The 21,210-nt window shown below is 65.9% G+C and carries 14 protein-coding genes and 1 tRNA gene; 9 read left to right on the top strand and 6 right to left on the bottom strand.

Annotation, left to right across the window (positions count from 1 at the left end; all coding sequences use genetic code 11):
* Positions 1-32: 32 nt before the first annotated feature.
* Positions 33-4,787, bottom strand: a complete 4,755-nt coding sequence (locus QSJ18_RS17460) for an NAD-glutamate dehydrogenase (RefSeq protein ID WP_286327898.1) — start codon at positions 4,785-4,787, stop codon at positions 33-35.
* 38 nt (positions 4,788-4,825) lie between these two features.
* Positions 4,826-6,499: an energy-dependent translational throttle protein EttA gene (ettA, locus tag QSJ18_RS17455; RefSeq protein WP_286327897.1), complete on the bottom strand. Its 1,674-nt coding sequence runs from the start codon at positions 6,497-6,499 to the stop codon at positions 4,826-4,828.
* 370 nt (positions 6,500-6,869) lie between these two features.
* Between ettA and QSJ18_RS17450 the strand changes: the two genes are divergently transcribed.
* Positions 6,870-7,250, top strand: a complete 381-nt coding sequence (locus tag QSJ18_RS17450; RefSeq protein WP_286327896.1) for a hypothetical protein — start codon at positions 6,870-6,872, stop codon at positions 7,248-7,250.
* A gap of 78 nt (positions 7,251-7,328) precedes the next feature.
* On the opposite strand, the gene QSJ18_RS17445 is transcribed toward QSJ18_RS17450, so the two are convergent.
* The gene (locus QSJ18_RS17445; protein WP_286327895.1) at positions 7,329-9,359 is read right to left on the bottom strand and encodes a cytochrome c oxidase assembly protein; all 2,031 of its coding nucleotides are present in this window, start codon (positions 9,357-9,359) and stop codon (positions 7,329-7,331) included.
* Positions 9,360-9,626: 267 nt separating this feature from the next.
* Positions 9,627-9,700 (bottom strand) — tRNA-Arg (locus QSJ18_RS17440).
* A 237-nt stretch (positions 9,701-9,937) separates the two neighbouring features.
* Between QSJ18_RS17440 and QSJ18_RS17435 the strand changes: the two genes are divergently transcribed.
* Positions 9,938-10,261 carry a hypothetical protein gene (locus tag QSJ18_RS17435; RefSeq protein ID WP_286327894.1) on the top strand — a complete coding sequence of 108 codons (324 nt, stop codon included), beginning with the start codon at positions 9,938-9,940 and terminating at the stop codon, positions 10,259-10,261.
* Positions 10,261-12,069 (top strand): alpha/beta hydrolase, encoded by a 1,809-nt coding sequence (locus QSJ18_RS17430; RefSeq protein ID WP_286327893.1) that lies wholly within the window; start codon positions 10,261-10,263, stop codon positions 12,067-12,069. The genes QSJ18_RS17435 and QSJ18_RS17430 overlap by 1 nt, the downstream gene beginning before the upstream one ends.
* A 7-nt stretch (positions 12,070-12,076) precedes the next feature.
* Here the strand turns inward: QSJ18_RS17430 and QSJ18_RS17425 are convergent, their stop codons facing one another.
* Positions 12,077-13,417, bottom strand: coding sequence for a uracil-xanthine permease family protein (locus QSJ18_RS17425; RefSeq protein WP_286327892.1), 1,341 nt, complete (start codon positions 13,415-13,417; stop codon positions 12,077-12,079).
* 174 nt (positions 13,418-13,591) lie between these two features.
* Here QSJ18_RS17425 and QSJ18_RS17420 point away from each other — a divergent pair, with 174 nt between their 5' ends.
* The 6 genes from QSJ18_RS17420 (at position 13,592) to cmrA (ending at position 19,570) form a co-directional block, all read left to right on the top strand.
* Positions 13,592-14,116 carry an RrF2 family transcriptional regulator gene (locus QSJ18_RS17420; protein ID WP_286327891.1) on the top strand — a complete coding sequence of 175 codons (525 nt, stop codon included), beginning with the start codon at positions 13,592-13,594 and terminating at the stop codon, positions 14,114-14,116.
* Positions 14,117-14,166: 50 nt separating this feature from the next.
* Positions 14,167-15,348, top strand: a complete 1,182-nt coding sequence (locus QSJ18_RS17415) for an FAD-binding oxidoreductase (protein WP_286327890.1) — start codon at positions 14,167-14,169, stop codon at positions 15,346-15,348.
* Positions 15,345-15,776 (top strand): hypothetical protein, encoded by a 432-nt coding sequence (locus QSJ18_RS17410; RefSeq protein WP_286327889.1) that lies wholly within the window; start codon positions 15,345-15,347, stop codon positions 15,774-15,776. The genes QSJ18_RS17415 and QSJ18_RS17410 overlap by 4 nt, the downstream gene beginning before the upstream one ends.
* A gap of 180 nt (positions 15,777-15,956) precedes the next feature.
* On the top strand, positions 15,957-16,505 hold the full coding sequence (locus QSJ18_RS17405; RefSeq protein WP_286327888.1) for a PadR family transcriptional regulator: 549 nt from the start codon (positions 15,957-15,959) through the stop codon (positions 16,503-16,505).
* 68 nt (positions 16,506-16,573) lie between these two features.
* Positions 16,574-18,637 (top strand): NADPH-dependent 2,4-dienoyl-CoA reductase, encoded by a 2,064-nt coding sequence (locus tag QSJ18_RS17400; protein WP_286327887.1) that lies wholly within the window; start codon positions 16,574-16,576, stop codon positions 18,635-18,637.
* Positions 18,638-18,766: 129 nt separating this feature from the next.
* On the top strand, positions 18,767-19,570 hold the full coding sequence (gene cmrA, locus QSJ18_RS17395) for a mycolate reductase (protein WP_286327886.1): 804 nt from the start codon (positions 18,767-18,769) through the stop codon (positions 19,568-19,570).
* A 12-nt stretch (positions 19,571-19,582) separates the two neighbouring features.
* On the opposite strand, the gene QSJ18_RS17390 is transcribed toward cmrA, so the two are convergent.
* Complete coding sequence (locus QSJ18_RS17390) at positions 19,583-21,163, bottom strand: helicase HerA-like domain-containing protein (RefSeq protein ID WP_286327885.1); 1,581 nt, start codon at positions 21,161-21,163, stop codon at positions 19,583-19,585.
* Positions 21,164-21,210 lie beyond the last annotated feature (47 nt).

The following is a 21,210-nucleotide window of genomic DNA, read 5'->3' as shown; positions in this document are numbered from 1 at the left end:
CCGTCAGGCCCCGAAAACCGCGCGGTGCACGATCAGCGGATCATGCTGCGCAATTGCCGAGCGGCCACCGACAGGGTGGCCAGATCGGTCATACCCGACTCTTCGATCTCGGCGAGGACCGTTCGCACACGCGACAGCCTCGAGGATTGGGACAGTTCCCATTCAGCAATCTTTTCCGCCGGGGTCTCGTCGGGTTCACTGACCTCCAGCACCGTCATCGTGAGTGCACGCAGCGCTCCGTGCATGTCGTCACGAAGCGCCAAACGCGCCAACGCATGCCACCGGTCGCCGAAGTCCAGGTTCGACACCGCGGTCAACAACTCTTCGAGCCCGAAGTGTTCCATCACCGCGAAATAGAGTGCGCCGACCTCCACCGCATCGCGTTCGGCGATGTCGGCGACGTCGATGATGTCGAGCAGACAGAACCGGTGCAGACTCACCGCGACGTCGTAGGCGAGATCGTCGGGCACACCCCGCTCGCGGTAGTGAGCGGCACGTCCGTCCACGTCCCGGATGGTGCTGGCACCGAACCACTCGCTCATGTGGGTCGACAGATCTCCGATCCGCCCGCCGTAGCGGGTGGTCTCGGCCGCGATCGCCTGTGGCTGCGGCCGGAATCCGATCATCCACCGCGACGACCGGAACAGCAGACGACGCGCATAGAGCATCATCTCGTCGATGACCGCCGATGGTGCTGCGGTGTGTCGGATGCGGGCGAACAGGTCGTCGAGTCCGAAGACCCGATCGGTGACCACATAGGCACGTACCGCCTCGTCGGTGGTGCAGCCACTCCCCTCACCCAGCCGGTACAGGTGGGTGACACCGCCCTGCTCGACGACGTCGTTGACCAGGGTGGTGGCGACGATCTCCCGGCGCAGTCGATGCGACCGGATGGCCTCGGCGTACTTCGTGCGCAGCGGCTGTGGGAAGTAGTCGGCGAGCCGCCGCTGGAAGACATCGTTGTCGGGGAGGTCACCGGCCAGTAGATCGGCCTTGGCCTGCAACTTGACATGCGCCAGCAGCGTCGCCAGTTCCGGTGAGGTCAGCCCCCGATGTAGTTCCCCCGCAAAGCGTTTCCGAAGTTCGAGCGGCTCGGGCAGTGCTTCCAGCCGAAGGTCGACGCCATACTCGCGCGACATCTGATTCAACATTCGGGCGTGTACGTCGATACGCGCCATCGCATAGGTGCGACTGAACCCGAGTTCGGCGTTCTGCGAAATATTGTCGGCGAGTACCAGATCGCCGACCTCGTCGGTCATCGACTCCAGCAGCGGATTGCGCTCCGCTGCCGCCAGCTCACCGGTGGACACCACCGAATCGAGCAGGATCTTGATATTCACCTCATGATCCGAACAGTCGACGCCCGCCGAGTTGTCCATCGCGTCGGTGTTGATGCGACCTCCGGCCAGGTCGTACTCGACGCGACCACGTTCGGTCACACCTAAGTTGCCCCCCTCGCCGACCACCTTGGCGCGCAACTGTTCACCGTCGACGCGGATGGCGTCGTTCGACTTGTCGCCGACCTCGCCGTGCGATTCGGTTGACGACTTCACATACGTTCCGATACCGCCGTTCCACAGAAGGTCGACCGGCGCCAGCAGCACCGCGCGAATCAGCTCCGGCGGCGACAGTTCCGCAACCGTACCGTCGATCCCGAGAGCCGCGGCCATCTCCGGGCTGATCGGGATCGACTTCTGATCGCGCGCGAAAACCCCACCGCCCATACTGATCAGCTGCGGGTCGTAGTCAGCCCACGACGAGCGCGCCAGTTCGAACAGCCGGGCGCGCTCGGTATATGACCGGGCCGCATCGGGATTCGGGTCCACGAAGACGTGCCGGTGATCGAAGGCCGCGACCAACCGGATGTGCTCGGACAGGAGCATGCCGTTACCGAAGACGTCACCACTCATGTCACCGATCCCGACGACGGTGAAGTCCTGGGACTGCGTATCGACACCCATCTCCCGGAAATGGCGTTTGACCGACTCCCACGCGCCACGCGCGGTGATCCCCATCTCCTTGTGGTCGTAGCCGGCGGAGCCACCCGAGGCGAACCCGTCACCCAACCAGAAGTCGTAGTGTGCGGCAACGTCATTGGCGATGTCGGAGAAGGCCGCCGTTCCCTTGTCGGCGGCCACCACGAGGTAGGTGTCGTCGGCGTCGCGGCGGACCACACCGCGTGCGGGCAGCACCGCACCGGTGCGTCGATCGATGTTGTCGGTGACGTCGAGCAGACCGGCGATGAACTGGCGGTAGCAGGCCACCCCCTCGGCCCGGGCCGCATCGCGGTCGGCGGCTCCGTCACCGGTCGGCGTCGGCGGATTCTTCACGACGAAGCCACCCTTGGCCCCGAGCGGAACGATCACCGCATTCTTCACCGCCTGCGCCTTCACCAGCCCGAGAATCTCGGTGCGGAAGTCTTCACGACGATCCGACCAGCGCAGCCCTCCGCGGGCCACCGCACCGAATCGCAGGTGAACGCCTTCGACGCGCGGCGAGTAGACGAAGATCTCGTGCAGCGGCCGGGGTTCGGGGGTGAGCGGGATGTCACGCGGACGCAGTTTGAACGAGATCACCGGCAGGTCGGCGCCGTCGGCATCGCGGACGAAGTAGTTGGTTCGGGCGGTGGCGGTCAGCACTGCGGCGAAGGCCGACACCACCCGATCGGCGTCGAGCCCCAACACCGCGCCGATGTCGGCGCGCAACCGGCGTTCGGCCTCGGCTCGCCGATCCTCGTCGGCCGCGGCCGGATCGAAGGAGGCCCCGAACAGGTCGACCAGCCCACGGGTCACTGCTCGGTACTCGCCCAGCACTTCCGCCACATGCGAAGTGCTGTAAGAGAATCCGCATTGCCGCAGATAACGCCCATAGGCTCGCAGCATCGCCGCCGACCGCCAGTCCAGGCCGCATCGGATGACCAACTCGTTGAAGGCGTCGACCTCGGCCTGACCCAACCAGATCCGGGTGAACGCCTCGGTGAAACGGTGTTCGAGGTCGGCGATCCCGGCGTCGTCCACCGACATGCCTGCCGTCAGCTGAACACTGAAGGCGTATGCCCAGCAGACCGTCCCGTCGGACCGGTGGATCTCGTAGGGATGTTCGTCGAGAACGTCGAGCCCGAGACTGCCGAGCACCGGGAGCACATCGGTCAGGGTCGCCGACGCCCCGCACAGGTACAGCGTGAATACCCATCGGGTGTCGGCGATCTCGTCGTGGTCGTCGTCGGAGTCCAGAGTGACGGCGATCTCGCCCGGCGCGAGATGCAGGATGTTCCGCAGGTCGTTGAGGGCATCCTCGGGTGCGCGCTGTTCCTTGTAGTCCTCCGACAGCGCGGGGATCTCGCGCAGCAGGCGGTCACGATCGGCGTCGGCGATCCCGGTGCCCGGGTCGGCGGCGAGTTGGCGGAGACGTTCGGGCCACCCTCGGATCGCATCGTCGAGCGCATCCTGCATCGCCGCCAGTGCCGACGAACCGGTGTGCAGTGAACCGAGGCGGAGCGCGACGTCGCGATCGATGTGGACGATGACCTGGAGTAGCGCCAGCGGCAACTCGCTGACTCGGGCGGTGTACTCGAGATCGCGGCCCCCGAGTTGGGTGACCAGCGCGTCCTGCAGCGCGACCCGGGCCACCGTGTTGTAGCGGTCGCGCGGCAGGTAGATGAGCGCCACCGCGGTGTGCCCGTCGGGGTCGGGGCGGACGAACAGTCGCAACGATCGGGTGGCGACCGCGTCCAGGGTGGTATGCACCCGACGGCCGAGCTCGGTGTCGGAGGTGGCGAACATCTCCGCCAGCGGATAGTTCTGTAGCAATTGGAGGGTCGCCTGACCTGCGTAGGAGTCCTCGTCGACGCCGGATTGCCGCATCAGGGTCGCCACCCGACCGCGGATCACCGGAACGTCGAGGACCGCTTGGTGCAGACCCGACGAGGTGAACACCCCGAGGAATCGGTGATCACCCCGATAGCTGCCGTCGGCGTCGATGATGGGGACCGACAGCATCACCGGGAAATCGGACCGTTGGATCCCGGTTTGGAGGAACACCCGCGAGATTCGTGGCACCAGCGGCTCATGCTGGTCGGGACGGAAGTCCCGGCGTACCGCGTCGGCCCGCCAGACGCCAAGCGCGTCGGTGCCCGGTTCGGCGGCATCGGAGTCCGGGGTGCGTGCAGCCGGGGTGCGAAGGTAACCCAGGACGTGGAAGTGGTTGACCGACAACCAGTTCAGCAGCTCGGCATATTCGGCCCGATCGGCATCGGTCAACCCGGTCGACGCGTCGGCGGGAATCCGCGCCAGGTCGGCGGCGCAGATGTCCAGCTGTGCGCGCATCGCCGAGGCGTCGTGGTCGACGTCGCCGACGCGCCGGACGACTTCGTGCAGACCCGATCGCAGCCTGTCGGCATCGACGTCCGAGCGGGCCGACAGTGCCTCGACGAGGATCCACGACTCCCAGATGCCTGCCTGTGTGTCGGCGATGTCACGCAGATGGCCGTCGTCGTCCCGATGCGCGGGCAGCAGCGGATGATGCATCTGTTCAACGGTCAGGCCATGCGCTTCGACGGTCGCGAGGACCGCCTCCACCAACAGGGGCATGTCGTCGACGACCACCATGATGTCGACCAGGCCGGTGTCCGACACCACGACCTTGATCAGCGCGTCACCGACGTGGCGTGGGGACGCCGCATCCAGGTGGCTCAGAACGACATCGGCGGCCACGTCATCCGTGGCCGCCGACTGGTCGACTCGATCGGTGAAGTACCGATTCACCGCTTCCGGCAAGAGCGAGGTCACACTTCGATGCTAACCATCACCGTCGCCGGAGTCGGGCATTAATCGCGCGTGAGTTTGCGATGGGTCACCCGATGCGGGCGGGCCGCGTCGGCACCGAGACGGTCCACCTTGTTCGCCTCGTAGGCCTCGAAGTTGCCTTCGAACCAGAACCACTGACCTTCTTCGACATTGCCCTCCCACGCCAGGATGTGGGTACACGTCCGGTCCAGGAACCAACGGTCGTGGCTGATCACCACGGCGCAGCCGGGGAACTGCTCGAGCGCGTTCTCCAGCGAACCGAGGGTTTCGACGTCGAGGTCGTTGGTCGGCTCGTCGAGCAGGATCAGGTTGCCGCCCTCCTTGAGCGTCAACGCCAGGTTGAGGCGGTTGCGCTCGCCGCCGGAGAGCACCTCCGACCGCTTCTGCTGATCCGGCCCCTTGAACCCGAAGGCGCTGACGTAGGCCCGCGAGGGCATCTCGTTCTGCCCGACCTCGATGTAGTCGAGTCCGTCGGATACGACCTCCCACACGGTCTTCTTGGGATCGATGTTGGCGCGGCTCTGGTCGACGTAGCTCAGCTTGACGGTCTCGCCGACCTTGACCGTGCCGGAGTCAGGCTGTTCGAGTCCGACGATCGTCTTGAACAGGGTCGTCTTACCGACACCGTTGGGGCCGATGACGCCGACGATGCCGTTTCGCGGCAGGGTGAAGGACAGATCCTTGATGAGCACCCGACCCTCGAAGCCCTTGTCCAGGTGCGAGACCTCGACCACCACGTCACCCAATCGAGGTGGCGTCGGGATCTGGATCTCCTCGAAGTCGAGCTTGCGCGTCTTCTCGGCCTCGGCAGCCATCTCCTCATAGCGGGACAGGCGGGCCTTGTTCTTGGTCTGACGTGCCTTGGCACCCGACCGGACCCAGGCGAGCTCTTCCTTGAGCCGCTTCTGAAGCTTCTGGTCCTTCTTCCCCTGGACCTCCAGGCGCTCGGCCTTCTTCTCCAGGTAGGTCGAGTAGTTGCCCTGGTAGGGGTGCAGCTTGCCGCGGTCGACCTCGCAGATCCACTCGGCGACGTGGTCGAGGAAGTACCGGTCGTGGGTCACCGCAAGCACAGCGCCCGGATAGGACGCCAGGAACTGCTCCAGCCACAGCACGCTCTCGGCGTCGAGGTGGTTGGTGGGCTCATCGAGCAGCAGCAGGTCGGGCTTTTGCAGCAGCAACTTGCACAGCGCGACGCGGCGACGCTCACCACCGGACAGATGGGTGACCGGCGAATCGGCCGGCGGACAGCGCAGCGCGTCCATCGCCTGTTCGAGCTGGGAATCGAGGTCCCAGGCGTCGCCGTTGTCCAGATCCTCCTGGAGTTTGCCCATCTCCTCCATGAGTTCGTCGGAGTAGTCGGTGGCGAGGAGTTCGGCGATCTCGTTGAAGCGGTCGAGCTTGACCTTGATCTCGCCCATCCCCTCCTCGACGTTCTCCTTGACCGTCTTCTCCTCGTTGAGCGGCGGCTCCTGCAGGAGGATGCCGACGGTCGCCTCGGGGTCGAGGAACGCCTCACCGTTCGACGGCTGGTCGATGCCGGCCATGATCTTCAGGATCGATGACTTACCCGCGCCGTTCGGGCCGACGACACCGATCTTCGCGCCCGGGAAGAAGGACATGGTGACGTCGTCGAGGATGACCTTGTCGCCGTGCGCCTTGCGCACCTTCTTCATGGTGTAGATGAATTCACCCACGCTGTAGCCTCTCTACCTGCTGTGTCGAGCTTTGTCGGATCGTCCTGCACGCGCAATCCGCCCCCGATGGGAACGTCGGATGTCCAGGCTCGCCCGTTGTGATGTCACAAACGTCGACCAGTCTAGTCGCCGGTCCATCCAGCGATCGCCACGCTCACCGTCCCAGCCTCCCCGACCGACGCCGACCGCCTCAGCGAGGACTGTTCTTCTCCTAGTTTTGGGTTCGTCCGCGGGGTGCAACTGGGCGAGGAACGCAAACGTCGGGGAAGAACATCGTCCCCTACTTTCGGTCGGCGGGGGCACTCCACAATGCTGGCGACCGTGGTAAACCCTGTTCATCGGGAGTGCGCGGCCGATACGATCGGCAGCCATGAAGAAGCAACTGGTCGGGGGCCTCGTCATCGGGGCAGCAGCTGTCGTTGGGATCGGCGTCGGAGCGGCGGATGCCGACGCACAGATCGATCCGGGAACCTACCGCTACTGCACCGGGACGCCATCGGTACCGGGTTCGGCGCCGGAGTGTGCGGTCGGTTCGGCTCAGCATTTCATCGACGAGGCGCAGCGCGTCAACGGCTACGGCGCATTCGTCTCCACCCGCTCCGGCGGCTATCAGTCGTTCGCCGTCCTCGGCGCCGAGAATGGGCGCAAGGTCTATCGCAGAACCGCCACGGGGTACGACGTGATCATCTACTCGTACGGCATCGAGGTCGGGCGGGCCACCATGACCAAGATCGGCCCCGGAACCCGATAGCCCTCGGCCCGAACAGCATTCACCGATACACCGGCCCAGCCGCAGCTCTGCGGCTGGGCCTCCCTATTCCTCCGGAGATCAACGACGGTTGTTGAGTTCCTTGAGCATGTCGTTGTAGTCCTCGAGTTCGGCGTCGTGGTCGCGGGCCGCGCGCCGGTCGTAGCGGCGGGCCTGCGTTTCGTCGCTGCGCCGCCACTGCACGAGTAGCGCCAGCATGATGACGACGAGCGGGATCTCCCCGGCCGCCCACGCGATGCCACCGCCGACGCGTTGGTCGTCGAACAGATCGATATCCCACGGCAGATGCAGGCTGCGGTAGTAGCTCTCGGCGATCACCGTGCTCGTCATCATCAGCGCGACACCGAAGAACGCGTGGAACGGCAGCGATCCCCAGACGATGCCGAGTTTGGCGACCGGTGAGACCTGCCTCGGCGCCGGATCGATACCGATCACGATCCAGTAGAAGAGGTAGCCGCTGAGCAGGAAGTGCAGATTCATCAGCAGGTGGGCGGCGTGGTACGGGACCACCGCCTCGAACAGCCCGCCCAGATACAGGATGTAGAAGCTGCCGACGAACATGGTGGCGGCGATGCCGGGATGGGTGACGATCCGCGACGGCAGACTGTGGATGGCCTCGGAGATCCATTCCCGCGGGCCGGGCGGATTGCCGCGTCCGGCCGGGGGCAGGGCGCGCAACGCGAGGGTGACCGGGCCGCCGAGGACCAGCAGTACCGGAACCATCATCGACATCATCATGTGCGCGATCATGTGCACGCTGAACATCGCCGGCCCGTAGACGCCCATCCCCGACGACGTCGCGAACAGCAGCAGCAGGCAGCCGAGGAGCCAGGCAACGGTGCGGCCCACCGGCCACGCGTCACCGCGGCGGTGCAGGCGCCACACCCCACGCAGGTATACGACGGCGAGCACGATTGCCAGCGATCCGAAGACGAGGTCGAAGCGCCAGTCGGTGAGGATGCGTGCGAAGGTCGGCGGCTCGTCGATCCGGTAGCCGATGACGGTTTCGACGATCGTCGGCTGCTGGGTGTCCAGGCCCGGGGGCGGCGTCCGCGACAGTCCGACGGCCAGTCCGAAGGTGGCCGCGAACACCGCGAGCTCGACCAGACCGAACCGCACGAACAGGGACCGCGCACCGCCGCCGTCGTCGTCCAGAGCCGCGATCGTCCGACGTCGATGCCAGGCGCCCAAGCCGCCCAGAATCAGCAGGGCGACCGCTTTGGCGACGACGAACCGGCCGTAGTCGCTGGTGAACAGATCGCCGATCGAGATCCGGACCAGCGCGTTGATCACACCACTCGCCCCGACGACGAGGATGCACCAGAACGCCACCCGGGAGTACCGGCGCACCGCCAACGATCGCCAGTGCCCGTGCGCCAGCGCGTAGGTGACGACGGCGAAGAGCCCACCCAGCCACAGGGTGGCGCCGAGGATGTGCAGGATCAGACTGTTGGTGGCGATGTCGTGGTCGCCACCGGTCGACGAATGTCCGGCCAGGGCGGCTGGCATCAGACTCAGAATGGCGAACGCGAGGGTGGCGAAGGTCGGCCCCCACCGCAGTGTGGTTCGGGCGAAGACGGCCGCGATCAGTGCGAACAGCGCGGTCCAGAACCAGGTCCGAACGTCGGCGACCTGATCGTGTACCCGCCACAGATTGGCCGGCTGGATCGTCGTCGACAGCGGTTCCCCGCTCACCTCCGACACCGACATCGGCATCAGCAGCACCGCGCAGATCGCCCACACCAGCGCACCGGTCGACGCGATCCGGATGGCCCGGAAGCCGCCGACGTCGAGCACACCGTCGGACTGCGGAGGCACGAAGAAGGCGGCGAAGACTGCCGACCCGAGCGCAACCGCGGCCGCGATCTCGCCGATCACGGTAAGCGCAGGCAGACCGTAGGTGGTGAGCGGACCGGGGTCGGGCACACCGGTCAGTTGGAGCGCAGAAGCGGCAGAGTCGGCCGTGATGGCGATCGCCACGATCGCACCGATCCAGGCGAGCGCCCACCAGATACCGGCGACGAGACCATGCGGCTCGCGCATCGAATCACGAGCCGGTTCCGCCTTGGGTGTCGGCTTCGTGCGGGTCATCCCTCAACTGTAAGACGGTCGTCGTCGCAGGTGACCCGCGGCCCGACACCGAGGTGGCGCCGCCCACAGCACTGCGGCCGACCGGCGATGCGAAAGGGTGCGGCGACGGTGCCGGCAGGGATGTCACCGTGCGCCCGCATGAATCTCTTGCACACACGGTGGGCGCACACCGGCCGGAGGCCGGCAGGGATGTCACCGTGCGCCCGCATGAATCTCTTGCACACACGGTGGGCGCACACCGGCCGGAGGCCGGCAGGGATGTCACCGCGCCCCCGGCAGGATTCGAACCTGCGACCTAGGGATTAGAAGGCCCTTGCTCTATCCACCTGAGCTACGGAGGCAACGTCGGCGCCACGGGCATTCCGACGGCCCGGCCGTGGTTGTCACCGCGCCGAGCATCTGGAGTCTACGACATCCCGACTGTTACGGGCTCGCACGGCGCGACGATGCAGGCCGGTGGCCGGTGGCCGGTGGCCGGGCATGGAACCGAACCGCGACCCACTGCGTCGATTTCTGCAACCACCCAACGCGATGTCCCGCTCGAATCACCATCGCGTCCATCGATCGACGGAGGACTCATGGCTCCCCGCACCCGCGGCCCATTCGAACTGTTCGACACCTTCGGGGTCCACCAACCGGAGATCACGTCGATCGCCAACGCGTGGTTCACGCAGAGCATCGCCATCCATGCACTCGACTTCGATCCGTTCACGAAGGCGCTCGCGCCGGGCAGTGCGGTGGCGCAAGCCTTGTGTTCGGCCGCGCAGCCAGCCGCACGGGCTACCGGGTCGATCGCCGACCGACTCGCACAGATGAGCCGGGTGTTGCGCACCTTCAACTCGGAGAGCGCCGACACCGACAACACCGCGGCGGCCGCCTTCGACGAGATGCGGCACCGCTGATGCGCCCCACGATCACCCAGTTGCAGCAATGGCACACCGACTCGATCGGGCGGGCGGCCGCGCGCGCCGGATTCACCGCCGCCGAACTCGAGCAGAGCCTGCGGCGTTCGGTGCGGGCTACCGACGACGCCACCTTCTGGTTCGGACGCACACACAATGCATCGACATACCGCATCCGTGCGGAACTCGACCACGGTTGTGAAGTCCGAAACGTGTTGCAGCAGATCGCCGACGAGGCCGCTGACGCCGCAACCGACCTCACCTACGCCCGCGACCACGCGCTCCGCCTCGTCGCCGACGCCCGCGCTCAAGGATTCGACGTCGATGACCACGGCATGGTCTCCGACCCCGGCGACGAGGCAGCACCGGAGACGAGATCGGCGGCCTCCGCGATCTCCGAGGCCCTCGACGCCGTGTCCGAGATCGACGATCGGTACGCCCGACGACTCGCGGATCTCAGTACCGATCTGACCGCGATGATCAACGGACAACCCGACGTCACCGTCCCCGGTGGCACCACCCTCGACCCGGACGCGGCCGTACGACTCCTCGCGGGTATGCGTCCGGATCAGCGTCGGACCGTACTCGCCCAGATGTCACCGGCCGATATTCGGCGGATGATCCAGGCCGACCCGAGAATCATGGGCAACCTCGACGGTGTTCCCTTCGAGCATCGCGCGACGGCCAATGAGATCAATATCCGGAACGCGATCGTCGAGGAGATCCGTGCTGGACGAGGAACCGGCGAGCGGGCCCAGAAGCTGCGGGAACTGCTCACCCAGCAACCCGACCCGTGGACATCGGACGACCCGCACGGCGACCACACCTCCGAGCGCCGCTTCATCGCCTTCGCCAGCACCCCCAACGGACGATTCGTCGAGATGATCGGCAACCTCGAGCCGGGAGTCCGGAACGCGACCGTCTATGTGCCCGGTACCGGCACCAATCTGAACAGCTCGGATTCCAACCGTCGCTCGGCCTTCGAGTTGGCACGTCAGACTCACGGCCCGGTCCTGCTCTACGCCGACGGAGACCTGCCACAGCGACTTGCCTTTGACAACCTCGGCGGCACCATCGCCTGGTCGTTGCTCGACCCGTTCCATGCCAACGACCACGCGATCGATGATCTGCGGGGCAGCGCCGTCGATCCCCGATTCGCACGGGAGATGGCGCCACGACTCGTGGCCTTCGGTCACGAACTCGACGCCGAGATCGCCGCTCACGCCCCGGGCGCCACAACCACTTTCATCGGTCACTCCTACGGTGGTTCCATAGTCGGCAGCGCCGAACAACTCGGCTTACGCGCCGACAACGTCATCTACGCGTCGTCGGCAGGCACCGGGGTCTACGACGGCCCATGGGTCAATCCCGACGCACATCGGTATTCGCTCACCTACCCGGGTGACCCCATCCAGTACTTCCAATCGATCCCGGAGAACCCCCACGGCGACGATCCGGATTCCGCACCGGGGGTCACACGCCTCGACACCGGCACTTTCACCAGGAACGGCGTGGTGGTCGACTCGGGCCCCTCAGCACACGGCGGATACTGGGACGACCCCCAATCCACGGCCTTCCGCAACATGGTGAAGGTGATCACCGGTCAACCGCCGGACCTCTACGTCGAACGCGAACCCGACATCGACGCCGAAGGAGACGCCCGCGATCTGGCCCGGGGCCTCCTGAACTGGGCCGGCGAGCACACGCTGGGCTATCTACCGGGCGGCCACTACGAATTCCGGGACACCTATGGGGTCGGCGGGGTCGGCACACTCCCGGAATCGTGGAATCGCACGGTGCCTCGGTGAGCAGCGGTCAGCGTTGGGGCACTCCCGCAGTACCCCGCCACCCGCCGACGAAGTGCATCACGTGGTAGATCACCAGCGCCGCAACAGAACCCAGCGCAATGCCGCCAAATTGAACGTCGCCGACCGCCCGTTCATAGTTCGCGATACCGATGATCAACGGGATCGCCGCGGTGAACTGGTTGATCGGTTTGGAGAAGTCCACCCCATTGCTGACCCAGATCTGGATACCGATGATGCCGACCAATCCGTAGAGCACCGTGGTCACCCCGCCGAGTACGCCGGGCGGGATCGAGTCGATCACCGCGCCGACCTTCGGCGACAACCCGAGCAAGATCGCCGCGGTACCCGCCACCCAATAAGCGGCCGTCGAGTACACCTTCGTCGCGGCCATGACACCGATGTTCTCGGCGTAGGTCGTCGTCGCCGAGCCGCCCCCGCTACCGGCGAGCATGGTGGCCAGTCCGTCGGCGGCCAACGCCCGGCCGATGCGCTTGTCGTAGTCGATCCCGGTCATCATGCCCACCGACTTCACATGCCCGATGTTCTCGACGACGAGCACCAGAACCACCGGGAGGAACATCGGAATCACCGACAGATGAAACGACGGGGCCTGAAAGTCCGGGAATCCCACCCATCGCGCCGAGGCGATCGCACTGGTGTCGACCTCGTCGCGGATCAGGGCGAACAGATAGCCGAGGACGACGCTGATGACGATGGCGAGCCGACCGATCAACCCGCGGAACAGCACGATGGCCGCGATCAGGAGCACCAGGACGACGGTCGCGGTCACCGCCCCCTGCTCATAGTTCTCTTTTGCGTTGGGCGCCAGGTTCAGGCCGATGAGCGCCACGATCGCGCCGGTCACCACCGGCGGCATCAGTGTTTCGATCCATCCGGTGCCTGCGAGGTGGACGATCACGCCGATCACGACCAGCAGCGCTCCGACGATCACGATGCCGCCGAGCGCCGACGACTGACCGTTCGATGCCGTCGCGGCACCCACCGGCGCAATGATCGCAAAGCTGGACCCGAGGTAGCTCGGTAGTCGGTTGCGGGTGATCAGCAAGAACAGCAGGGTGCCGATACCCGAGAACAGGAGGGTGGTCGCCGGCGGAAAGCCGGTGAGCGCGGGAACCAGGAAGGTCGCGCCGAACATCGCGACGACGTGCTGCAGTCCGATGCCGACGGTGCGGGGCCAGGTGAGTCGTTCGTCCGGCCGGATCACGGTGTCGACGCCCTGCGCGGTCACCGTGCGCCAGCCGAAGAAGCCGGCTTCTCCGGCCTGCCCCCCAGCGGCGGATGCCGGACCTTCGACGGACCCATCAGGGCCTAAATGCTCTGGACTCATGGGCCATAGTCTGCGGCATAATTTATGACCGCGCGCGCTGATCGCGATTGTGCCACTGGCGAATCCGAGCTTCGCCGACGTCGCGCCGCCCATCTCGATCCAGGCTTCGAAAAGTGATGGGGGTCACCGCATTTAAATGCGCATCTCAGATGCCGAATATGATCTACTCGAGATATGCAACTCACCAGGTTCACCGACATCGGCCTCCGGGTCGTCATGCGCCTGGCCATCGGGGCGCCGGCAGCGCAGGCATCGACCGACCTCACCCCACAGGTCCCGATCCAACCGACCCCGACACAGCTGACCACCAGGCTGCTGGCCGCCGAGCTGTCGGTGCCGCTCACCCATGTCGCCAAGGTCGTCAGCCGACTCTCCGAGTTGGGCGTCGTCCATTCACGACGCGGCCGAACCGGTGGCCTGGTGATCACCGAACTCGGCCGGACGGCCCAGATCGGCTGGCTGGCCGAAGCTCTGGAGGGAGATGGTGAGGTCGTCGATTGCGAAGGGCCACAACCCTGCCCACTGCGCGGCGCATGCCGGTTGCGCGGTGCGCTCACCCGCGCCCGGGCCGCCTTCTTTGCCAGCCTCGACGACATGACCGTCGCCGATCTCGTGCTCGAACCCACCGCAGGGGTGTTGCTCACCCTGTCCCCACCCGCGGCCGCCACCGCACGCGGAATAACCAGACTTGCCGAATAGCCCTCGGCAACAACGTGATCAAGTTGATCACCAAACGATCGGAGTGACCAGTGCTATCGGAAACCCAGCGCACAACCCTCGCCGCCACCCTGCCCGCCGTCCAGGGCGCGCTGGCGGACATCACCGCGAGTTTCTATCGCGGCCTGTTCACCGCACATCCGGACCTCCTGGACAACCTGTTCAACCGCACCCACCAGAAGACCGGTGAACAGCCGCAGGCCCTGGCCGGTTCGATCGCCGCCTTCGCCGCACTCCAGCTCGAACCCGACGTGCGGCGACAACGCTTCATCCTCGACCGGATCGCCCACAAGCACGCGTCGCTCGGCGTGACCCGCGCGCAGTACGACGTGGTCCACGAGCACCTGTTCGCCGCGATCGTGGAGATCCTCGGCGATGCCGTCACCCCACCGGTCGCCGACGCCTGGGATCAGCTCTACTGGGATATGGCCGACCTTCTGATCGAGAAGGAAGCGTCGCTCTACGCGCAGGCGGGTGTGAAACCCGGCCAGGTGTGGCACGACGCCATCGTCGCCGAACGCGTCCAGGTCTCCCCTGACACGATCTCGCTCACTCTGGCCGGCGATGGTGAATCATTGCCGGGATTCCGTCCGGGACAATATATCTCGGTTCAGGTTCCGTTGGCCGACGGTGCCCGGCAGATTCGCCAGTACAGCCTCACCGGATCACCCACCGACGACCGCTGGACCTTCAGCGTCAAACTGGCGGGCGAGGTTTCGGCATACCTGCACGAGCAGGTCTTTGAAGGCGATCGACTGCACGTGAGCACCCCCTTCGGCGACCTCGTCCTCCCCGACGACGACATGCCGGTGGTCCTAGCCTCGGCCGGTATCGGCTGCACACCCGTCATCGGACTGCTGACAGCACTGGCAAACGATCAGGACCGGCGCCCAGTGACCGTTCTGCACGCCGATCGGTCGCGCAACCGTCAGCCACACCGCGGGCAGCTCGCCGCACTGGTCGACAAACTCCCCAACGGGCGCCTCTACCAGTGGTACGAAAACGGCGCAGGCCACCTCGAGTCGCCGTCGATCCGGGTCGGCACCATGACCCTCGACGACATCGACATCGCCGACGATGCCCACGTCATGCTGTGCGGACCGGGCGGATTCCTCGCCGGCATGCGCGAGCAGCTGGTCTCCCGTGAGGTCCCGGAGTCACAGATCCACTACGAGACCTTCGGACCGGAGTTGCTGCGGTCCGCGGCACGATGAGTACCTCGGTGGCGGCCGTGACCGCCCTGACCTTCCTATGGCTGGGCATGGTCGTGGCCATCTCGTTCATCGAGGCACCACTGAAGTTCCGGGCACCCGGGATCACCATCCCGCTCGGTCTGGGTATCGGCAGACTGGTCTTTCGTGCGCTGAACGCGGTGGAGACCGTGCTGGCGGTCGCGATCATCATCGCGGTGGTGGTGACAGACTGGTCGGGCGCTGGGGTACCCATCGCGATCGGCATCGCAGCTGCCGCGTTGGGCGTGCAGATCCTGTTCGTCCGCCCCCAACTGACCAAACGATCCGATGCGGTCCTGGCCGGCGGCGACCACAGCCACCGCAGCCACGCACATCTGGTGTACGTCGGCCTGGAACTGATCAAGGTGGGCGCACTCATCGGATTGGGCACCTTGGCGCTGTTGGCCTGACGCACCAGAGTCCCGACACCCACCGTCGACACCCCGCCCGCGCGGGGCGGCCCCCCCCGGGGCCGCCACGCGCGGGCTTTTGGGCTGTCCACATCCCGATCGTCCCCGGTCACTGCATACGCACTTCGGTGCATATGAACTTTGTTGCATAGTGCATTGGTGCAGTGTTAGCGTCGGACTATGGCGCTCGAACACGCGATCCTCGTATCGCTGGCCGAACGGCCCGGCACGGGCTACGAGATCGGTCAGCAGTTCGACCGATCCATCGGCTATTTCTGGTCCGCCACCCACCAACAGATCTATCGCACGCTCAAGAAGCTGCACACCGACGGTCTCGTCAGTTTCGAATCCGTGAGCCAGGACGGACGTCCGGACAAGAAGGTGTACACGATCTCCGATCAGGGCCGAAAGGTGTTGGCGGAGTGGGCAATGAGCCCCACCCGACTCCAGCCGATGCACAGCGACCTCGGAGTGAAGTTGCGCGCCGCCGAATTCGGTGACCTGGCCGCGATCATCGGGGAACTCAAATCCCATCGCGACGAACATCTGGCCCAACTGAAGGTCTTCACCGGATTCGCCGCCGACTACTACCCCGAACCCGATGGACTGACCGGGCGCAAGCTGCACCAGTACCTGGTACTGCGCGGCGGCATCCGGAGTGAACAGGCCTTCGTCGACTGGTGTGACGAGGTCATCGCCGGCCTCGAAGGTGAAATCGCCGACCTCTGAGCACAGACCACCGGACCATCCGGTCCCGACGCGACAACCGTCACGTCACCGACACGAAAGGCAACGCCATGTCAGCCCCCACGGCGCCGCGCAATCAGTACTACCCACACCTGTTCGAGCCCCTCCAGATCGGCGGTATGACCCTCAAGAATCGCCTCGTCATGGGGTCGATGCACACCGGCCTCGAAGATCGGGTGTGGGACACCGACAAGCTTGCCGCCTACTTCGCCGAACGCGCGCGCGGCGGTGCCGGACTGATCATCACCGGCGGTTTCGCGACCAGCCGAACCGGCGTGCTCTCCCCACTCGGCGGCAAGATGACCAACGTCCTGGAGGTGAAGCGCCACCAGCGGGTCACCAAGGCCGTCCACGACGAGGGCGGCAAGATCGCGATGCAGCTCATCCACGCCGGCCGCTACGGGTACAACCCGTTCAAGGTCGCCGCGGGATCCGAGCCGTCACCGATCCACCCGTTCAAGCATCTGAAGATGACCGAGCAGATCGTCTGGCACGTCATCCGAGGCTTCGGCCGGTCGGCGAAGCTGGCCCGTCAGGCCGGATACGACGCGGTCGAGATCATGGGCGGCGAAGGCTACCTGATCAACCAGTTCCTCTGCCCGCACACCAACGACCGCACCGACAAATGGGGTGGCACCACCGAGAACCGGCAGCGGTTCCTGGTCGAGGTCATCAAGGAGATGCGCCGCCAGGTACCCCGCGACTACCCGATCATCCTGCGCCAGTCGATCGCCGACCTGATCCGCAACGGCCAGACCTGGGATGAGATCGCACTCATGGCCCGCAAGGCCGAGGAATTCGGGGTCGACGCCATCAACACCGACATCGGCTGGCATGAGGCCCAGGTGCCCACCATCGTCACCTCGGTGCCGCGCGGCGCCTTCGTGAAGTTCACCGAGCGGCTGCGCGATCACGTGTCGATCCCGCTGATCGCCGCTAACCGCATCAACACCGCCGAACTGGCCGAGGAGATCCTGGAGCGCGGGCGCGTCGACGCCGTCCAGATGGCCCGGCCGTTCCTGGCCGATCCGGATCTCGCCAACAAGGCCCGCGAGGGCCGCGGCGACGAGATCAACACCTGTATCGGCTGCAACCAGGCCTGCCTGGACCACGCCTTCGTCGGAAAGAAGGTCTCCTGCCTGGTCAATCCGCGTGCCGGACGCGAAACCACCCTGCTGCTCGGCCCCACCCGTAAGGCCAAGCGCGTCGCGGTCATCGGCGCCGGTCCGGCCGGATTGTCGGCGGCGGTCGCCGCCGCCGAGCGTGGACACAAGGTTGACCTGTACGAGGGTGGCGACGCCATCGGCGGCCAGTTCTCGATCGCGTCGCGCATCCCCGGCAAGGAGGAGTTCCAGGAGACGATCCGGTACTTCACCCGGCAATTGGAGGTCAAGAAGGTCAACGTTCATCTGAACACTCGGGTGAGCGCCGAGGACATCATCGCCGGCGCCTACGACGACGTCATCATCGCGACCGGCGTCACCCCGCGCATCCCAACCTTCCCCGGCGTCGACCATCCGATGGTCATGACCTACGCCCAGGCCGTCCTCGGCAACCGTGAGATCGGCAAGCGCGTCGCCGTGATCGGTGCCGGCGGAATCGGTTTCGACGTCAGCGAGTTCCTCACCACCGACGAATCGCCGTCGCTCAACCTCAAGGAGTGGGAGCAGGAGTGGGGCGTGACCGAAGACGGCGACAAGCCCGGTTTCGTCACCAAACCGCGCCCACTGCCGGCCATCCGCGAGGTGTTCCTAGTGCAGCGCAAACCCGGTAAGCAGGGTAAGACGCTGGGCAAGACCAGCGGCTGGGTCCATCGCGCGGTGGTCAAGATGAAGGGGGTCGAACAGATTTCCGGCGCCACATACGACAAGGTCGATGACCAGGGACTGCACCTGAGCTTCCGCGACGACGAGGGCAACGTCACCGGCACCCGCATCCTCGAAGTCGACAACGTCGTGCTGTGCGCCGGACAGGAGTCGGTGCGCGAGCTGATCGACCCGCTGACCGTGGCCGGGGTGACCACCCACGTCATCGGTGGCGCCGACGTCGCCGCCGAACTCGACGCCAAGCGCGCCATCCGGCAGGGCACCGAGGTCGCGGCCGGCATCGGCTGAGCTGCGTCGACACGCTTTCTGACAGACAACTGACTTCGCCCGATGCCGCCCTGGCATCGGGCGAAGTCGTCAGACGCGGACACCACGACCGGATGACCGCCAGATGGGCGGTCGCCCTATGATTGCCTCATGCCAGTGCCGTCTCCTTCTGCCACCTCCCGTGCCGTCATCACCGGCGCATCGTCGGGAATCGGAATGGAATTGGCGCGGGCCCTCGCCGCCCGCGGCCACTCCCTGATCCTGGTCGCGCGTCGCGGCGACGTCCTCGAAGAACTTGCCGCCGAACTGCATCGGCAGCACGGCGTCACCGTCGAGGTGCGTGCCGTCGATCTGTCCGAGCCGACGTCCGTCGAGGTTCTCGCCGCGGAGTTCGCCGGCCGCGAGATCTCCATCCTGTGCAACAACGCCGGTATCGCGACCTTCGGGCCGGTCAGCGAGTTGGACGCCGATTATGAACGCGCACAAGTACTTTTGAACGTCAATGCGGTACACGACCTGACGTTGGCGGTGCTCCCCCAGATGGTCGCACGCCGGTCCGGCGGAATCCTCATGGTCGGATCTACCGCAGGCAACATGCCCATCCCCAACAATGCGACCTACGCAGCCACGAAGGCATTCGTGAACACCTTCAGCGAGTCATTGCGTGGCGAGGTGAGCGGTCAGGGAGTGCATGTGACGCTCCTGGCCCCCGGACCTGTGCGCACCCAGACCCCGAGCGCCGACGAGGCCTCGATCGTCGACAAGATGGTCCCGGACTTTCTCTGGCACTCGTCGGCAAAGGTCGCCGAGATGAGCCTGGACGCCCTGTCACACAACAAGATGCGTGTCGTCCCCGGCACCCTTTCGAAGGCGATGTCGGTGGCCGGTGGCTACAGTCCGCGCGCCGTGGTGGCACCGATCGTCGGCGGTTTCTACCGCAAACTCGGGGGCTGACCGGACGAAACGTCAGCGACGCCTGCGCCGGCCGGTCCCGAAGATCGCCCGGCTGAACTCTCGACCCGCGGCCGATGCCGCCGACCGCAGGAAACTCTGCATCGGCTTACTGGTCATCACCTCGGTGAAGATGCCGGGCTCCTCCGGAGCTGGTGCCGGAGCCGGAGCGGGCGCCGGAGCCGGGACGGGCGCCGGTGCCGGGACGGGGGCGTCGGCGGGCTCACCGGGGGCCAGCGCCTTCGCAGCCAGCCGCTCGTAGGCGGAATCCCGGTCAACCGACTGGCCATACTTCGCATACAGCGGACTCGCCTTGGCCGCCGCCGTGATGCCCTCGGCGCCAACGGCTTCCATCGATGACCGGGGGGCGCGCATGATCGTCCACGCGACCGGCGTCGGCGCCCCCTTCTCCGACAGCACGGTGACGACGGCCTCGCCGGTACCCAACGAGGTGAGTACCTGATCGAGCTTCGGGTAAACCTCCGACACCGGGTAGGTCTTGACCGTCTTGGTCAGCGCCTTCTGATCGTCGGGGGTGAACGCCCGCAACGCATGCTGGATGCGCGCACCGAGCTGGGACAGGACCTCATTGGGGATGTCGGTGGGCAACTGCGAGCAGAAGAAGACGCCCACCCCCTTCGAGCGGATCAGTTTGACCGTCTGCACCACCTGATCGACGAACGCCTTGGAGGCGTCGTCGAACAGCAGATGCGACTCGTCGAAGATGAAGACCAGCTTCGGCTTGTCGATGTCACCGACCTCGGGCAGGAATTCGAACAGGTCGGCCAGGATCCACATCAGGAAGGTCGAGAACAGCGCCGGGCGAGCCGCCTGGGCACCGAGTTCGAACAGGGTGATGATGCCGCGGCCGTCCGCCGCCAGACGGAGCAGGTCGCCGGGCTCGATCTCCGGTTCACCGAAGAAGGTGTCGCCGCCGTCGGCCTCCAGATTGGTCAGCGCCCGCAGGATCACCCCGGCGGTCTGCGTCGAGACACCGCCGATCGCCTTCAGTTCCGGCTTCCCCTCATCGGAGGTGAGGTACGCGATGACCGAACGCAGATCCTTGAGGTCAAGCAGCGGCAGGCCCTGCTTGTCGGCCCAGTGGAAGATGAGTCCCAGTGTCGATTCCTGGGTGTCGTTGAGCCCCAACACCTTGCTGAGCAGGATCGGACCGAATGAGGTGATCGTCGCGCGGACCGGCACACCGATACCGGTCGACCCCAGCGACACGAACTCCACCGGATAGCCGCCGGCCGCCCAGTCGTCGCCGGTCTGCGCGGTGCGTTCGGTGATCTTGTCGTTCGAGACGCCCGGATTGCTCAGCCCCGACAGGTCGCCCTTGATGTCGGCCATCACCACCGGCACCCCGTTGGCGGAGAGCTGCTCGGCGATCAGCTGCAGTGACTTTGTCTTACCGGTACCGGTTGCGCCGGCGATCAGGCCATGGCGATTCATCATCGACAGCGGGATACGCACCTTGGCGGTGGGATCGACCTGACCGTCAACCGAGACCGCGCCCAGTTCCAGCGAGGTCGAGGTGAAGGCATATCCGGCAGCGATGGTCTGGGCGGGACCATTGGCGTCGGTCACGGGCATCCTCTCGGTTGGGCGGCGATTCCACAGCAAACAATAGCGGTCACCCA

Origin of the sequence: Gordonia heveisoli (genome assembly GCF_030315745.1) — a bacterium.
Taxonomy (GTDB): domain Bacteria; phylum Actinomycetota; class Actinomycetes; order Mycobacteriales; family Mycobacteriaceae; genus Gordonia.
Note: the sequence above shows the minus strand (reverse complement) of the source record. Positions and strands in the feature narration are given on the sequence as shown.

Bases quoted from the DNA above. Each gene is read 5' to 3' on its own strand.
- QSJ18_RS17450 (WP_286327896.1), top strand. From the start codon at position 6,870: ATGAAGAAGCAACTGGTCGGGGGCCTCGTCATCGGGGCAGCAGCTGTC.
- QSJ18_RS17445 (WP_286327895.1), bottom strand. From the start codon at position 9,359: ATGACCCGCACGAAGCCGACACCCAAGGCGGAACCGGCTCGTGATTCG.
- QSJ18_RS17435 (WP_286327894.1), top strand. From the start codon at position 9,938: ATGGCTCCCCGCACCCGCGGCCCATTCGAACTGTTCGACACCTTCGGG.
- QSJ18_RS17430 (WP_286327893.1), top strand. From the start codon at position 10,261: ATGCGCCCCACGATCACCCAGTTGCAGCAATGGCACACCGACTCGATC.
- QSJ18_RS17425 (WP_286327892.1), bottom strand. From the start codon at position 13,417: ATGAGTCCAGAGCATTTAGGCCCTGATGGGTCCGTCGAAGGTCCGGCA.
- QSJ18_RS17420 (WP_286327891.1), top strand. From the start codon at position 13,592: ATGCAACTCACCAGGTTCACCGACATCGGCCTCCGGGTCGTCATGCGC.
- QSJ18_RS17410 (WP_286327889.1), top strand. From the start codon at position 15,345: ATGAGTACCTCGGTGGCGGCCGTGACCGCCCTGACCTTCCTATGGCTG.
- QSJ18_RS17405 (WP_286327888.1), top strand. From the start codon at position 15,957: ATGGCGCTCGAACACGCGATCCTCGTATCGCTGGCCGAACGGCCCGGC.
- QSJ18_RS17400 (WP_286327887.1), top strand. From the start codon at position 16,574: ATGTCAGCCCCCACGGCGCCGCGCAATCAGTACTACCCACACCTGTTC.
- cmrA (WP_286327886.1), top strand. From the start codon at position 18,767: ATGCCAGTGCCGTCTCCTTCTGCCACCTCCCGTGCCGTCATCACCGGC.
- QSJ18_RS17390 (WP_286327885.1), bottom strand. From the start codon at position 21,163: ATGCCCGTGACCGACGCCAATGGTCCCGCCCAGACCATCGCTGCCGGA.